Annotated in this window: 12 protein-coding genes and 1 riboswitch; of the genes, 9 read left to right on the top strand and 3 right to left on the bottom strand. The window is 70.4% G+C overall.

Features of this window, described 5'->3' with window-relative positions:
- Positions 1-26 precede the first annotated feature (26 nt).
- Genes ACQP2X_RS09075 through ACQP2X_RS09065 form a run of 3 tightly spaced genes read left to right on the top strand, consistent with a single transcriptional unit; the run spans position 27 to position 2,698 of the window.
- A complete protein-coding gene (locus ACQP2X_RS09075) occupies positions 27-1,877 on the top strand; it encodes a DUF6311 domain-containing protein (RefSeq protein ID WP_498695706.1) in 1,851 nt (616 codons plus the stop codon).
- A 21-nt stretch (positions 1,878-1,898) separates the two neighbouring features.
- Positions 1,899-2,534 (top strand): lipoyl(octanoyl) transferase LipB, encoded by a 636-nt coding sequence (lipB, locus tag ACQP2X_RS09070; RefSeq protein ID WP_498695704.1) that lies wholly within the window; start codon positions 1,899-1,901, stop codon positions 2,532-2,534.
- A complete protein-coding gene (locus ACQP2X_RS09065) occupies positions 2,534-2,698 on the top strand; it encodes a peptide ABC transporter substrate-binding protein (protein WP_360252591.1) in 165 nt (54 codons plus the stop codon). Before lipB ends, ACQP2X_RS09065 begins: the two co-directional genes overlap by 1 nt.
- Here ACQP2X_RS09065 and aspS read toward each other — a convergent pair.
- The gene (gene aspS / locus ACQP2X_RS09060; protein WP_498695703.1) at positions 2,695-3,942 is read right to left on the bottom strand and encodes an aspartate--tRNA(Asn) ligase; all 1,248 of its coding nucleotides are present in this window, start codon (positions 3,940-3,942) and stop codon (positions 2,695-2,697) included. The two genes, ACQP2X_RS09065 and aspS, sit on opposite strands and share 4 nt — an antisense overlap.
- Before the next feature lie 393 nt (positions 3,943-4,335).
- Here aspS and lipA point away from each other — a divergent pair, with 393 nt between their 5' ends.
- From lipA to ACQP2X_RS09045, 3 genes are all read left to right on the top strand, one after another.
- Positions 4,336-5,232 (top strand): lipoyl synthase, encoded by an 897-nt coding sequence (lipA, locus tag ACQP2X_RS09055; RefSeq protein WP_498700871.1) that lies wholly within the window; start codon positions 4,336-4,338, stop codon positions 5,230-5,232.
- 237 nt (positions 5,233-5,469) lie between these two features.
- Complete coding sequence (locus tag ACQP2X_RS09050) at positions 5,470-6,486, top strand: hypothetical protein (protein WP_498695702.1); 1,017 nt, start codon at positions 5,470-5,472, stop codon at positions 6,484-6,486.
- 76 nt (positions 6,487-6,562) lie between these two features.
- Positions 6,563-6,630: riboswitch (guanidine-III (ykkC-III) riboswitch) on the top strand.
- A 16-nt stretch (positions 6,631-6,646) separates the two neighbouring features.
- Positions 6,647-6,961 (top strand): DMT family transporter, encoded by a 315-nt coding sequence (locus tag ACQP2X_RS09045; RefSeq protein WP_498695701.1) that lies wholly within the window; start codon positions 6,647-6,649, stop codon positions 6,959-6,961.
- Positions 6,962-7,578: 617 nt separating this feature from the next.
- Here ACQP2X_RS09045 and ACQP2X_RS09040 read toward each other — a convergent pair.
- Entirely contained in the window at positions 7,579-10,809 is a 3,231-nt protein-coding gene (locus tag ACQP2X_RS09040; RefSeq protein WP_498695700.1) for a helix-turn-helix transcriptional regulator, read from the bottom strand.
- On the bottom strand, positions 10,809-10,949 hold the full coding sequence (locus tag ACQP2X_RS09035) for a hypothetical protein (RefSeq protein WP_498695699.1): 141 nt from the start codon (positions 10,947-10,949) through the stop codon (positions 10,809-10,811). Before ACQP2X_RS09035 ends, ACQP2X_RS09040 begins: the two co-directional genes overlap by 1 nt.
- Before the next feature lie 157 nt (positions 10,950-11,106).
- On the opposite strand from ACQP2X_RS09035, the gene ACQP2X_RS09030 reads away from it, so the two are divergent.
- The 3 genes from ACQP2X_RS09030 (at position 11,107) to ACQP2X_RS09020 (ending at position 14,436) form a co-directional block, all read left to right on the top strand.
- Positions 11,107-11,799, top strand: coding sequence for a DUF4191 domain-containing protein (locus tag ACQP2X_RS09030; RefSeq protein ID WP_498695698.1), 693 nt, complete (start codon positions 11,107-11,109; stop codon positions 11,797-11,799).
- A 138-nt stretch (positions 11,800-11,937) separates the two neighbouring features.
- Entirely contained in the window at positions 11,938-13,095 is a 1,158-nt protein-coding gene (locus ACQP2X_RS09025) for an ROK family transcriptional regulator (RefSeq protein WP_498695697.1), read from the top strand.
- A 24-nt stretch (positions 13,096-13,119) separates the two neighbouring features.
- The gene (locus ACQP2X_RS09020; RefSeq protein WP_498695696.1) at positions 13,120-14,436 is read left to right on the top strand and encodes an ABC transporter substrate-binding protein; all 1,317 of its coding nucleotides are present in this window, start codon (positions 13,120-13,122) and stop codon (positions 14,434-14,436) included.
- Position 14,437 lies beyond the last annotated feature (1 nt).

The raw sequence follows: 14,437 nt of genomic DNA, 5'->3' as shown, positions 1-14,437 counted from the left end.
GGCGAGCCCTTGCTAACCTGCGGCTGATGTCCGTCGCCGCCCCCACCACCCCAGCCGCAGCAGACCGGCCGGCCGCGCCCGACGCCCGAGCGGCGACGGGTCGCCTCCGCGCTCATCTGCTGGTCGCCCTCGCCGCCCTCGCCCTCGCGCTCTACGTCACCTCCGGCCTCTGGAGCGACCCCTACCGGCACGCGGTCGCCGACAACGTCGGCGACCAGGCCTTCTTCGAGTGGGTGCTGTCCTATGGCGTACACCTGCTCCAGCACGGCGGTGATCCGTTCTTCACCGACCTGCTGAACGCGCCGGACGGTGTCAACCTGGCCGCCAACACGTCGATCACGGTGTACGCGATCCTGTTTGCCCCGCTCACCATGCTGGCCGGGCCGCAGATCACCTTCGTCACCGTCCTCACGCTCAACCTGGCCGGCTCGGCCTTCGCCTGGTACCTGTTCCTGGGCCGCTGGGTGACCGCGAACCGGGTCGCGGCCGCGGTCGGCGGACTGTTCGCCGGGTTCGCGCCCGGCTTCATCTCGCACGCCAACGGCCACCTCAACTGGACCTCGGGCTGGATCGCCCCGCTGGTGCTCTGGCAGCTGCTGCGCATGCGCGACCAGCGCCACTGGATCCGCAACGGGCTGCTCCTGGGTGTGATGCTCGCGGTCGGCTTCTCGATCGCCGCCGAGGGGCTGTTCTTCACGGCCCTGGCGGGCGCGGTCTTCGCGGTGACGTGGGCGCTCGCCAAGCCGAACCGGGCCGAGACGCGCAAGCTGCTGCCGACGTTCCTGGGCAGCCTCGCGCTCACCGCCGTGGTGGCCGGCGCGCTGCTGGCGTACCCCCTCTACATGCACTTCGCCGGTCCGCAGACCTTCAAGGGCACGGGTTTCAACCAGCGGCACTACTCCGAGGACCTCGCGGCGTTCTTCGCCTACGCCGACCGCAGCATCGCGGCCGGGCTGGGCCTCGGCAGTGACCTGGCGCCGAACCCGACGGAGGAGACGTCGTTCTTCGGCCTGCCCCTGATCGCCCTGGTCGTGGTGTCGCTGGTCCTGCTGTGGCGGCGGGCCGACGTGGCCCGGCGCGCGACCCTGCGGGCCCTGATCGTGGTCGGCGTGGTCTTCTTCGTGGTGGCGCTCGGGCCGCGGCTGCGGTTCCTCGACACGGAGACGCCGCTCCCGTTGCCGTACGCGCTGCTCCAGAAGTTGCCGTTGTTCGACGCGGCCTTGCCGTTGCGGTTCGCGCTGGTGCTGGTCGGGGTGTTCGCGGTGGTGCTGGCGCTGATCACCGACCGGCTGATGGCCTCGTCACACCGCAAGGCGCTGACCGTGGCCCTGGCGCTGGCGCTCGTGCCGATCTACCCGCTGCCGCTGCTCTACCGCGAGCGGGCGGCCGAGCCGAAGTTCATCAGCAGCGGCGCCTGGAAGGACTACACGACCGACGGCGGCGTGATCAGCGCGCTGCCGTTCGCGATCAACGTGGCGGCCGACGGCCAGCGCTGGCAGGCGTACACGATGGCCCGCGGCGGCGAGGGGTTCCGGATCCCCGACGGCTACTTCCTCGGCCCCGACGTGCAGGGCAAGGAGGGCAAGGGCCGGATCGGCGCGATCCCGCGCGCTACCGACTGGTTGTTCCTGCGGGCGGCGCTGTACGGATATATCGCCGACCTGGACAACTGGGACCGCGCGTCGGCCCGCGCCGACTTCCAGCGGTGGGGCGTCACGGCGGTCTTCCTGCCCGACGGCGAGATCACGGGACCCGAGGGACCGCTCTACCGCCAGGCGGTGGAGGTCACCGCGACCGACCTGCTCGGCAAGCCCGAACACGTCGAGGACGCCCTGGTGTGGCGCATTCGGCCAGGTGTGGATCCCATCGATAGGTAGTGGCAGCAGTACGGTTGGGGCGTGACAACACCCACGCTCACCGTGCTGCGCCGGGGGCTCGTCGACTACCGCGAGGCCTGGGACGAGCAGCGCCGCCTGCACGACGCCGTGGTGGAGGGCAGCCAGCCCGACACCGTCCTGCTGCTGGAGCACCCCAGCGTCCTCACGGCCGGCAAGCGCACCGAGCCCGCCGACCTGCCGATCGACGGCACGCCCGTGGTCGAGGTCGACCGCGGTGGCAAGATCACCTGGCACGGGCCGGGTCAGCTGGTCGGCTACCCGATCCTCAAGCTGCCCGACCCGATCGACGTGGTGGCGTACGTCCGCCGTACGGAACAGTTGTTGATCGACGTCTGTGCCGAGTTCGGCGTCGTCGCCGCCCGCTCCGAGATCGCGGGCCGCAGCGGCGCCTGGGTGCTGGCCGACGACCGCGGGCCCGACCGCAAGATCGCCGCGATCGGCATCCGGGTCGCCCGCGGCGTCACCCAGCACGGCTTCGCCATCAACTGCGACTGCGACCTGACCAACTTCGACCGCTTCACCCCGTGCGGCATCCGCGACGCCGGCGTCACCTCGCTCAGCGCCGAGCTGGGCCGTGACGTGGGAGTCGCGGAGGTGCTGCCCGTGGTCGAGAGGCACCTGCGTACCCTGCTCTGATGCCGCTCTATCGGAATCCGCAGGACAAGCGGGTCTTCGTGCCCAAGAAGGGCGGTGGGGTGGTCCTGAACTTCGGCCACCCCATCGCCTGGACGATCCTCGTGTGCATGACGATCGTCCCCCTCGTGATCGTCGTCGCCGTGACGATCGCCTACTTCGTCTAGGGCGTCACCCGCTGCAGGTCGCGCGGGAACGCGGTGACCTCTCGGACGTTCGCCTTCCCCAGGAGCCGGGCCACGAACCGTTCCAGGCCGATCGCCCACCCGCCGTGCGGCGGCATCCCGTAGCGGAAGCCGTCGAGATAGCCCTCGTACGGCTGCGTGCTTCCCTCAAGCGCCCGGACATAGTCCTCGTGCCGGTGCAGCCGCTGGCCCCCGGTGACGATCTCCAAACCTTTGAAGAGCAGGTCAAAGCCGTTCGAGTACGTCGGGTCGGCCGGGTCCGGGTGTGTGTAGAAGGGCCGCTTGCGCATCGGATAGCCGGTCACGTAGACGAACTCCGACCCGTGCTCCCTCAGCGCCCACTCCCCCAGCGCCCGCTCGTGTGCCGGCGCCAGGTCGGGCTCTTCCTCCGGCGCACCCGCGATCTTCAGCGCCTCCCGGAAATGCACCGCCGGGATCTCGCTCGGCACTTCTGCCGCCGGAAAACCGGCACGGTCGGTGATGGTCTCCATCATCACCGACAGCGTCCGGGTCAGGGCCGCCATCACGTCCCGGTGGTCCTCGATGAACCCCATCTCGGCGTCGAGCGACGTGTACTGCGACAGGTGCCGCGCGGTGTCGCTCGGCTCGGCCCGGAACACCGGCCCGACCTCGAAGACCCGCTCGAAGACGCCGACCATCAGCTGCTTGTAGAACTGCGGCGACTGGGCCAGATAGCCGGTACGTCCGAAGTAGTCGATCGCGAACACGTTCGCACCGGACTCGGTGGCCGACCCCACGATCTTCGGCGTCTGGATCTCGACGAACCGTTGCCCGGTGAGCGCGGCCCGGAAGCCCTCGGTGGCGGCGGCCGCGACCCTCAGCGCGGTCCGCCGGACCGGATGACGCAGCGCCAGCGCCGCGTGGTCGAGCTGGGTGGGCAGGCTCGCGCTCAACTGGGGCCGATGCAGTTCGAAGGGCAGCGGCGCGCCCACGGCGCTGAGCACCCGGATGGCCGGCCCGGTGAGCTCCACTTTGCCCGGCGCCTGCTCGTTGGGCGTGACAGTGGCCGTCACCTCGACGACGCTCTCCTCGGTCAGCCCCTCGAGGATCGTCTTGTCGGTGACGACGACCTGGCTGAGCCCTTCGGCGTCCCGGACGATCAGGAACGCCACCGACTTGAGCAGGCGGAGGCGGTGGATCCAGCCGGCGATCGTCACGGTCTCGTGCACGTGGGACGCCAACTGGGTGGAGAGGATGCGTTGCATGGCGGGGACCTCCTCTGGTGACTGCAACGCGGCCCCAGGGAGGTGTGGGCGAGCGGGATCCTCGCGGTGCCACCACACCTTCGCGCCCTTGCTTGCTCTTGTGGGCGCCTCTTCTTCGTACAACGGCTCGGGAGTGTCTTCGCACCCCGGCGAACGGGCCACCTTCACAGCTGCCGGTGGCTCTCTCGACCGTCGGATCGGGGTGGTACTCGGTTCCGTCAACGCCGTCGGCCGGACGTTAACAGCAGGCGACCAGCGTGCGAAAGCGCATTTACACGTGTTATGTGAGCGCAGTCACATGAGCCACCAAGTGAGCCTCGTCGCCCCTGTCTAGGCAGCGGTCTCCACAGGCGTAATCTCGGGACTGTGACTATTGCTCCCGAGGGCCGCCGCATGCTGCGCATCGAAGCGCGCAACGCCGAAACTCCCATCGAGCGGAAGCCGCCGTGGATCAAGGTCAAGGCCAAGATGGGCCCGGAGTACACGCAGATGCGCGGCCTGGTGCAGAAAGAAGGCCTGCACACGGTCTGCCAGGAGGCGGGCTGCCCGAACATCTACGAGTGCTGGGAAGATCGTGAGGCGACCTTCCTGATCGGCGGCGACCAGTGCACCCGCCGGTGCGACTTCTGCCAGATCGACACGGGCAAGCCGGCGGAGTTCGACGCCGACGAGCCCCGTCGGGTCGGCGAGTCGGTCGCCACGATGGGCCTGCGCTACGCCACCGTCACCGGCGTAGCCCGCGACGACCTGCCTGATGGCGGTGCGTGGCTCTACGCCGAGACCGTACGCCAGATCCACAAGCTTCAGCCCGGCTGCGGCGTCGAGCTGCTCATCCCCGACTTCAACGCCGACCCGGCCCAGCTGGCCGAGGTCTTCGGCGCCACCCCCGAGGTGCTGGCGCACAACGTCGAGACGGTCCCGCGCATCTTCAAGCGCATCCGCCCCGGTTTCCGCTACGAGCGCTCGCTGAACGTCATCACCCAGGCCCGAGCGGCCGGCCTGGTGACGAAGAGCAACCTGATCCTGGGCATGGGCGAGGACCGCGCGGAGATCTCCCAGGCCCTGCGCGACCTGCACGCGGCCGGCTGCGAACTGATCACCATCACGCAGTACCTGCGCCCGACCCCACGCCACCACCCGGTGGAGCGCTGGGTGAAGCCCGAGGAGTTCATCGAGCTCCGCGAGGAGGCCGAGCAGATCGGCTTCTCCGGCGTCATGAGCGGCCCACTGGTCCGCTCGTCGTACCGGGCCGGCCGCCTGTACCAGCAGGCTTTGGACGCCCGTAAGTAACCGAAGTCCCACGATGCCCCGGCCCCACAAGGCCGGGGCATCGTCGTGTCCGCCGCGCCCCTCGCCCCCTCTCTCCGCGACTCTCGCCCCACGCCGCGCCCTCGCTGTGCCTGCGCCGCCGTCCCCTCGCCCACCTCCCGGCGTTCCTGAGGGAAACCGCGTGTGTTGTTTCCCGCCGCCTCCAGCCCTGGCCCCACGGCACAAATCCCCCTAATCTCATTTTTCGGGGATTTCGCCATGACCGAACTGGGGGGCTCGGCCGTGCTGCGTCGTTTCGTCTTCTTGCTGGCCGCTTCATCCGCCGCGCTGGCACCCAGCGCCGCCGACGCCGCCACACCCGTCACCGACCAGGCCTGCGTGTCAGCGGCCGCCGCCACATACAGTCACGCTTTCGACGGCCCGTCCGGCTCCGTGAAGGTGACGGCCACGAAGCCGCTCTGCTCCGGCCAGACCCAGACATTCGCCCTGGCCTCGTACACCGCGGGCGCCCCGGCCTCGAACGCCCGCCCGTTCGTCTACTCCACCGACCGCGGCTCGATCACGGCCTCGAAGCGCACCCTCTCCCTGAAGGTCACCGTCCCCTCGTGCTACGCGCAGGTCGAGGCCATCAGGGGCACGGCCTTGGCGTACGAAGGCACCAACGCCCCCGCCGCTCTCCTCCCAGCCGCCACCTACAGCGGCGGCACCAGGCAGTGCGCCCCCGCCCCCACCGTCACTTTCGACAACAACTGCGACGGCTCTTTCACCAGCACCATCGCCAACAGCGACCAGGCCACCACCGACGCGGTGTTCCTGACGGGCGACCGCCTGCTGCGCCTGCCGCCCGGCGCTTCCCAGAAGCTCACAGCCCGCCCAGGCACCACCATGACCATCCGAACCAACACCTTCACCACGTACGACGGCTCGTGGCGCCGGCCCACCACATGCGCCACCACCTCTCCCACCACGCCGCCATCCACCACCGCCCCAGCCCCAACTCCCACAACCACCACCGGCGGCGAGGGCGCCGGCACCCCCGTCTCCACCCCCGCGTCCCTGCCTCCTTCCACCACGCCACCGACCACCGCCGACCTCACCGACGCCGGCGCCTGGTACCCCGCGACCCCCACCACCCCAGCCGCCGCCACCGCCTCCACATCAAGCTCCACCATGAGCCCCGGCAGCGTCCTGGCCATCGCCCTGGGCCTCCTGCTGATGGTCGGCGGCGGCTTCCTGCTGGTCCGAGTCCTGCGAACCCTCCGAGAAGAGCCCTGACCCGCCCGGCCGGCACGACCGCGGTGACCTACATGGCAAAGAGTTGCCAGGCGCGCACCCTCTTGGCATGCTGGAGGTGATGCCGCATTAGCGGACATCCCGGACGAGTGTGTGTCGTACCCGGCCTGACAAGACGACCACCGAAGAAGGTGTGTCCGCCATGGCCTGGCTCGTTCTCGTCGTCTCCGGCATGCTCGAAGCCGTCTGGGCGATCGCCCTCGACCGCAGCGCCGGCTTCACCCGCCTGGTCCCCAGCGTCGTCTTCGCCGTAGGCCTGCTCCTCAGCATGGCCGGCCTCGGCTACGCGCTGCGCACCATCCCGGTAGGAACCGGCTACGCCGTCTGGGTAGGCATCGGCGCAGTCCTCACCGCGGTGGTAGGAATTCTCGCCCTGGGTGAAAGCGCCAGTCTGCCCCGAGTGCTCTCCCTCCTATTGGTGATCGCAGGAATCATCGGCCTGAAGGTTTTCCACTGACGGCCCTCCACAGTCGGCGCAGTTCCCATTCCGAACGCCTTTATTTCCGCCCCGACTAATGCGTGACGATCCAGCCCAATTGTCACGCACCTCCGAGACGGCAATGTCGCCCCATAGGCCGCCCGTTCAATGTCAGCGCACCAGCCCGCGAGCCGGAGCGGCTGCGGGTTGGGCGCCGACGTGACGACACCCCGCGAAGCTGGAGGGGCGGCCGGCCCGATGTGTGCCGGCAGCTTGCGAAGCCGATAAAGCGGCAGCCTACGGCGCCTGCCTCATGGCAGACAGCGCAGCTGACCACGGCGCCGGCGAGGTCGCGGGATACGTAGCGACAGACGCCGAAGCCCGAGTCGACTCCGATCGAGGCGCGGCTGGCCGCCGCGTCAAGGGCTCGTCCTCGCGTCGTCACTGGAGGAGTTTCTGGCCGTGACGTTGCGCTCGACCCCACTCCGGCAGCGCTCGCGGTCGCGACGGAAATCAGGCGACCAATGGCGCACCGAGGTGTGGTCGAGCATGACGTTGAGGTGGTTTTCTTGCTGTCGGGATCGCATGGATTATTTTCCCACCGAACGGTCGGTAAATCCATTAAAGGATCATGCTGATTTGGCCGGGAAATGCGGTCAGTCGGCCAGCAGGCCCAGGCGGTGGGCCACGGCGGCGGCTTCGACGCGGTTGGCCACCTCCAGCTTGGCGATGATGCGGGAGACGTGGACGCTCGCGGTCTTCGGGGAGATGTAGAGGTCGGCGGCGATGCGGCTGTTGCTGTGGCCCTCGGCCACGAGGCGCAGGACCTCTCGTTCGCGGGCCGTCAGGATCTCCGTGCCGGCCGTCGCTGGGACGGTGGCGGCCCGGATGCCCAGCCGGCGGGCCAATGTCTCAGCCGCCTCGACCAATGGGGTGGCACCCAGGGCACTGGCGATCGCTATCGCCTCCGCGATCACCTCCGTCGCGCCCGGCTCAGCGACCGGCGCCGCCCCGAGGCCAGCGGGCGACGTCCCGAGGGCAGCGGGTGACGTCCCGAGGGCAGCGGGCGACGTCCCGAGGGCAGCGGGCGACGCCGCCTCCAAGGCAGCGGGCGACGCCCCAGGGACAGCCGGCGACACCGCCTCCAAAGCAGCGGACGACGCCCCACGGGCAGCCGGCGACACCGCCTCCAAAGCAGCGGACGACGCCCCACGGGCAGCCGGCGACACCGCCTCCAAAGCAGCAGGCGCCGCCTCCAAGGGAGCGGGTGACGCCCCGGGGGCAGCCGGTGGAAGCTCGGGCCCCGGCCCGCCGGCGCGCGGGGACGGGATCAAGGCGGCCGCGCGCGAACTGGCCCTGTCGGCGGCCAACGCCTCGGCCAAGTCGAGCAAAGCTGTGGCCAGCTCGTGCGGATGGCCGTCGGTGCGCCACGCGGCCACCGCCGCCCGCCACGCCGGCTCGCCCCCGTGCAGGAGGGCCTCCGTCTGAGCCGCGTAGGCCCGCTCGGCCGGAAAGCGGCGCGGCAACGCCGCCGCCCTCGCCGCGATCTCTTCAGCCAGGGGCTTGTCGGTGGCCGCCCGGGCCGCCCGGGCCGCGTTGGCCAGGATGGCCCACGTGTAGCGCGGCAGCGTGCCCATCGCCGGCTCCGCCAACGATGCCCGGGCCAGGTCGGCCGCCGTTTCCGGGGTGGCTGTGGACAACGCCGACAACAGGCGCAGCTCGTGGATGGCCAGGCGCACCTCGGTCACCAGGAACGGGCGGGACAGGAAGCTCAACGAGCGGCTCACCAGGGCCTCCGCGTCGTCCCGGCCCCGGGCCAGGCGCAGCCGGGAGCGCAGGCGCAGCCAGTGAAGCGCCAGGGTGTTCGGCGGGTCGAGGCGGGCCGCCTCGGCCAGGCGGGCGTCCGCCTCGTCCCAGCGGCCCAGCGCGATCAGCGCCTCGGCGTGGTTGGCCAGCAGGTAGACGCCGATCGTGCGGCTCACGCCGACCCGGTGGGCGTCGGGGAGGCCCTCGGCCGCGGCCGCCGCCGAGGCCTCGTAGTCGCCTGTCTCGTACAGCTGGTCGGAGAGGTTGACCAAACCCCTGGCCAGGCTGGGCAGGTCGCCGACCTCGCGGGCGCGGGCGATCGCGGTGCGGACCGTCGGGAGGGCCTCGGTCGGTGGGATGCGGCCGGCGCAGGCCAGGCCGTACGCCATCTCGGCCATCGCCAGCGCGTCGAGGTCACCCAGCGCCGTCGCGTCGGCTCTCGACACCTCGGCCACCTCGACCGCGCGGTCGGGGTCGATGCCGGCCACGATGTGGGTGAGGTCGGCCAGCAGGCGGACGCGGTCGACGCTGTGCGGGGCGGCCCGCAGGAGGCGGAACGCCTCGTCGCACTCGGCGCGGCCGTCGGATTTGCCGGCCGTGCGCAGCAGTTTGGCCCGGCGGACCAGCAGGCGGCCGGCGCGCAGCGGCTCGGCCTCGGCGTCGATGTCGGCCAGGGCGGCCCGCGTGAGGCTGAACGCGCGCATGTGGTCGCCGGACTCGATGGCGGCCAGCGCCGCCTCTTCGAGCAGGTCGAGGTGGTCGAGGCCGAGCTGGGTCTCGGCGTCGGGCACGTCCTCCCACAGCTCGAGCACCCGGTCGAGCAGGCGGGCCTGCTCACCCCAGGCGAAGCGGCGGCCGGCCTCGTCGGCCGCCACCTTGGCCGTGACCAGGGCGCGCGGGTGGTCACGGGCCGCGTGCCAGTGGTGGGCGATCTCGGCCGCGGCGCGGCCGATGCCGACCAGGTGGGGTTCGGCCTCGACGGCGCGGGCGTAGCGGGCGTGCAGCCGCGCGTGCTCGCCGGGCAGCAGGTCGTCGTGGACGGCCTCGCGCACCAGGGCGTGCCGGAACTCGTAGCCGCCGTCGGCGTGGTCGTCGAGGACCACCACCAGCTGGGCCGCCACCACGACGCGCAGCGACGACTCGAGGTCGGCCTCGTCCATGCCCGCGACCCGGGACAGCAGCTCGTGGCCGAACCTGGTGCCGCCCACGGCGGCCACCCGCAGCACCCGCTGGGCGGGCTCGGGCAGCTGGTCGACGCGGGACAGCAGCAGGTCGCGCAGGCTGCCGGGGATGTCGCCGCAGGCCGGGTCGGCCGAGGCGGCGAACTGCTCGATGAAGAACGGGATGCCCTGCGCGCGCTCGTTCACCGTGTCGACCACGCCCGGGTCGGGCTCGGCGCCGAGCAGGTGGGTGAGCATCTCGGCCGTGCCGTCGCGGTCGAGCCGGTCGAGCTCGTGGCGCCGCACGCCGCGGACCCGGTCGAGCTCGGCCAGGAACGGGCGCAGCGGATGACCCCGGTGGAGCTCGTCGGTGCGATATGTCGCGATGAGCAGCAGCCGGGGCAGCCGGGCCGAGCGGACCAGGAAGCCGATCAGGTCGCGGGTGGAACGGTCGGCCCAGTGCAGGTCCTCCAGGACCAGCACCACCGGCTGCTCGGCGCTGAGCCGGCCGAGCAGGGCGGCCACGGCCTCGAACAGCAGGCCCCGCTGCGGCGCCGGCGGGCCGAGCTCGGGCAGGAGCTGGGCCAGCTCACGCTGATGGCCGTCGAGCACGCCAGTGCCCTCGGAGCGCACCAGGTCGCGCACGGCACCCGCGAAAGGCGCGAAGGGCAGACCCTCCTCACCCAGCTCGAGGCACTGCCCGGTGAGCACCCGGACCGGCTCGCCCACCAGGCCGCGCCGGAACTCCTCGACCAGGCGGGTCTTGCCCACCCCGGCCTCGCCGCCGACCAGCATGGTCGACGGCTCGGCCGAGCGGGTGCTCTTGAGGGCGTCGCGCAGCGCGGCCAGGTCGGGCTCGCGCCCGACCAGAACCTCGCTGTACGCCGTCACGAGGTCGAGCATCCCACGGGGGTACGACATCAGGGAGCCGCCGCCTTCCGCCACCGCCGCCGTGGGCGGGCGGCCCGGGCCCGGCGCCGTTCCGAGGCCTGGTCGATCAGCGACGCGACGCGCTGGTGGTGCAGGTCGAGCTGGATGTGCGGGTCGGAGTACGGGAACATCGGTGCCTCCTTCGACGGGAACACCGACTACTTTTCGCCCGAAGGCACCCCGCGGGCATGAGGCAGGAGCCTTATTTACACCCGTCCCACCGGCTCCGGGAGACGTAAGACCGCCCACCCCACGTAAGGCGTACGCACACCACTACACTTCCGGGTTATGGCAAAACCCCAGGAGAAGGTGTCGTTCGGCACGCGCCTGAAGCAGATCAGGCAGGTGTTCTCGTTCACCGCGAAGCAGGACAAGTGGTTCGTCCCGCTGCTGATCGCGGCCGTGGTCATCCCGCTCGCGCTCACCGTGCTCATCGTGCTCCTGGGCGCCGGCTGGATCTACATCCCGGTCGGCATCCTGGTCACCCTGCTGGCCGCCGTGATCGTGCTCAACCTGCGGTCGAACACCGCGATGATGAACGCGGCCGAGGGCCAGCCCGGCGCCGCCGCCTCCCTGGTGGAAAACATGCGCGGCGACTGGCGGGTGCGTCCCGCCGCCTCGTCGACGACGCAGTTCGACATGGTGCACATCGTGATCGGCAAGCCCGGCGTGATCCTGCTGGCCGAGGGCCAGCCGCAGCGCGTGCGCGGCCTGCTGGGCCAGGAGAAGAAGCGCCTCTCCAAGGTCATCGGCAACGCGCCGCTGTACGACTACATCATCGGCAACGGCGAGGGCGAGCTCCCGATCAAGAAGCTGCGCACCACGCTGATGCGCATGCCGCGAAATCTGACCGGCAAGGACGTCAACTCGCTCGACAAGCGCCTGGGCGCGCTGATGGCCCGCCCGCAGATGCCGAAGGGCGCCATCCCTAAGAACATGCGCCCCAGCAAGGGAGCGTTCCGGCAGCAGCGCCCGCGCTGACGCCGCAGGACGGACAGGCCGGTGCCGCGAGAGCGGTGCCGGCCTTTTTCGTGCGCAAAACCTTGACAGCCGTCGATCGTACGGCTTAACGTCCGGCCCAACTGTTAAAGAGTTTGCCAATCAAGAGGGGAGGGCGACGTGACCCGTCCGGCCGGCTCGTCCAGGCTGCTGCGCACCATGAACGCGAGCGCGGCCCTGGCACACCTGCTGGACCCCGGCATGCTCACCCGCGCCGACCTGCGCAAGCTGACGGCACTCTCCACCCCCACGATCTCCGAGGTCCTGCGCCGCCTCACCGAGGCCGGCCTGGTCACGGTGGCCGGCCACGACAGCGGCCGCCCGGGCCCTTCGGCCGAGATCTACAACATCAACCCCGAGGCCGCGTACGCCGCCGCGGTCTCCATCCGCGACGTTCCCCCCGGCGGCGCCCCGTCGGTGGTAGCGGCCTTGTGCGACCTCACCGGCCAGGTGCGCGCCCGCGTGGAGTCCGCTATCAGCTTCCGCCCCGAAGCCGGCGCCGACCCGTTGAGCGCTCTCGCCGGCGTTCTCGCTGAGCTCTGTGACGAGGCGGGCGTTGCGGTCGACCGGGTTCGGCACGTGCAGCTCGGTGTGCCCGGCTCCTATGACCCGCGCACCGAGACGATCCATCACATCGACGTGCCCGGGCTCGGCCGTGCGGGTCTCGTGGCCGAACTCGCCGCCGCGCTCGGCACCGAGGTCGGCGTCGACAACGATGTCAACCTGGCCGCGATCGCCGAGCGGCGGCGTGGCGTGGGCCGCGACACCGAGAGCTTCGCCCTGCTCTGGCTGGGCGAGGACGGCCTCGGCCTCGCCATCGACCTGGCCGGGACCCTGATGCGCGGCGCCCGCGGCGGCGCCGGCGAGATCGGCTACATGCCGCTCTACGCACCCCGCGAAAGGCCGCGGGATCTGCACGACCTGATCGCCGGGCCGGCCCTGCTCGAGCTGGCCCGCGACCACAGCCGTACCCCCACCGAGGTTGTCCGTGACGCTCGCGGGGACCTTCTGACCGAGATCGCCGACCGGATCGCTGTCGGCGTGGCCGCGGTGATCGCGGTGCTCGACCCCCACCTGGTTGTACTGGCCGGCCCGATCGCTCAGGCCGGCGGCGTCACGCTCCTCTCCGCGGTCCGGGCGGCCATGACGAAGGCCGTCCCGCTGGAGAGCGAGATCGCCGTGACCGCCATCGACGACGACGCGGTGCTGCTCGGCGCGCTCGACGCCGGTCTCACCGCGGTTCACGAAGCCCTGCTCACCGACATCCGCAACAGCTGACCCCTCATATATCGGAAGGCCACTGTGAACAAACGGATCCCCCATGCCCTTTTTGCCCTAGCAACCGCCGCTTTGCTGGCCACGGCCTGCACGCCTGCCCCGAAAGAGAACAAGATCGCCGATCCCGGTACGGAGGTCTCCGGCACCGTCGAGCTCTGGCACTTCTTCACCGAGCGGGAGGCCGACGCGGTCGCCCAGGTGGTCAAGGACTTCGAGAACAGCCACCCGAAGATCAAGGTGACGATCAAGGCGGGGCAGGACGACTCCAAGGTCACCCAGGCCATCGGCGCCGGCAACGGCCCGGACGTCGGCCTGTCCTACTCCACCGACATCGTCGGCAAGTTCTGTTCCTCCGGCGCCTGGGTCGACCTGAAGCAGTACATCGACCGCGACAAAGTGGACCTGACCAAACTGAACGCGACCACCCGCTCGTACACCGAATTTCAGGGCAAGCGCTGCGCGATGCCGTTCCTGGCCGACGCCTACGGCATGTTCTACAACAAGGATCTGTTCGCCAAGGCCGGCCTCACGGCGCCTCCGAAGACGCTGGACGAGCTGACGGCGTACGCCAAGAAACTGACCGTCAAGAACCCCGATGGTTCGCTGAAGACGGTCGGGTTCCTGCCGTTGTACGACTTCTACGAGAACGCGGCCGCCCATCTCGCGCCGGCCGTGGGCGCGAAATGGCTGACCGACGACGGCAAATCCGCGATCGGCGCCGACCCGGCCTGGAAGACGCTGCTGACCTGGCAGAAAGACCTTGTCGACTGGTACGGCTACGAGAACCTCACCAAGTTCCGAGCCGGCCTGGGTGACGAGTACAGCGCCGACAACGCCTTCCAGAAAGGCCAGGTCGCGATCAACATCGACGCCGAGTACCGCCTCGCTTTCGTCAAGGACCAGGCGCCGAATCTCAAGTACGGCGTGGCGCCCCTCCCGACCAGCGATCCCGCCAAATACGGCGGCGGCTACGTCACCGGCAACATTCTCGGCATCAGCAAGAACGCCAAGAACCCCGAGGCCGCCTGGGAGCTCATCAAATATCTGACCACCGACGACCAGGCCGTCATCAAGCTGGCCGGGCTGTTGAAGAACATCCCGACCACGACCGCCGCCATCGCCGACCCGGGCCTGCAGTCGGACGCCGATTTCAAGACGTTCATCGACATCTTCAGCAACCCGAACTCGTCGACCACGCCGCCGTCCGCGTCCGGGCCGGCCTATCAGGAGACCTTCGGGCAGTTCCTCAACAACTATCAGTCCGGCAAGGTCAAGGACCTCGACGCCGGTCTGGCCGACGCCGACAAGCAGGTCAACAGCGTCATGACCCTGGGCGGATAGC

It is taken from the genome of Actinoplanes sp. CA-131856 (genome assembly GCF_050956135.1).
Lineage (GTDB): Bacteria > Actinomycetota > Actinomycetes > Mycobacteriales > Micromonosporaceae > Actinoplanes.
The sequence above is the reverse complement of the archived record's forward strand: the minus strand, read 5'-3'. Positions and strand labels throughout refer to the sequence as shown.

Bases quoted from the DNA above. Each gene is read 5' to 3' on its own strand.
- ACQP2X_RS09075 (WP_498695706.1), top strand. From the start codon at position 27: ATGTCCGTCGCCGCCCCCACCACCCCAGCCGCAGCAGACCGGCCGGCC.
- ACQP2X_RS09065 (WP_360252591.1), top strand. From the start codon at position 2,534: ATGCCGCTCTATCGGAATCCGCAGGACAAGCGGGTCTTCGTGCCCAAG.
- aspS (WP_498695703.1), bottom strand. From the start codon at position 3,942: ATGCAACGCATCCTCTCCACCCAGTTGGCGTCCCACGTGCACGAGACC.
- lipA (WP_498700871.1), top strand. From the start codon at position 4,336: ATGCTGCGCATCGAAGCGCGCAACGCCGAAACTCCCATCGAGCGGAAG.
- ACQP2X_RS09050 (WP_498695702.1), top strand. From the start codon at position 5,470: ATGACCGAACTGGGGGGCTCGGCCGTGCTGCGTCGTTTCGTCTTCTTG.
- ACQP2X_RS09045 (WP_498695701.1), top strand. From the start codon at position 6,647: ATGGCCTGGCTCGTTCTCGTCGTCTCCGGCATGCTCGAAGCCGTCTGG.
- ACQP2X_RS09040 (WP_498695700.1), bottom strand. From the start codon at position 10,809: ATGTCGTACCCCCGTGGGATGCTCGACCTCGTGACGGCGTACAGCGAG.
- ACQP2X_RS09035 (WP_498695699.1), bottom strand. From the start codon at position 10,949: ATGTTCCCGTACTCCGACCCGCACATCCAGCTCGACCTGCACCACCAG.
- ACQP2X_RS09030 (WP_498695698.1), top strand. From the start codon at position 11,107: ATGGCAAAACCCCAGGAGAAGGTGTCGTTCGGCACGCGCCTGAAGCAG.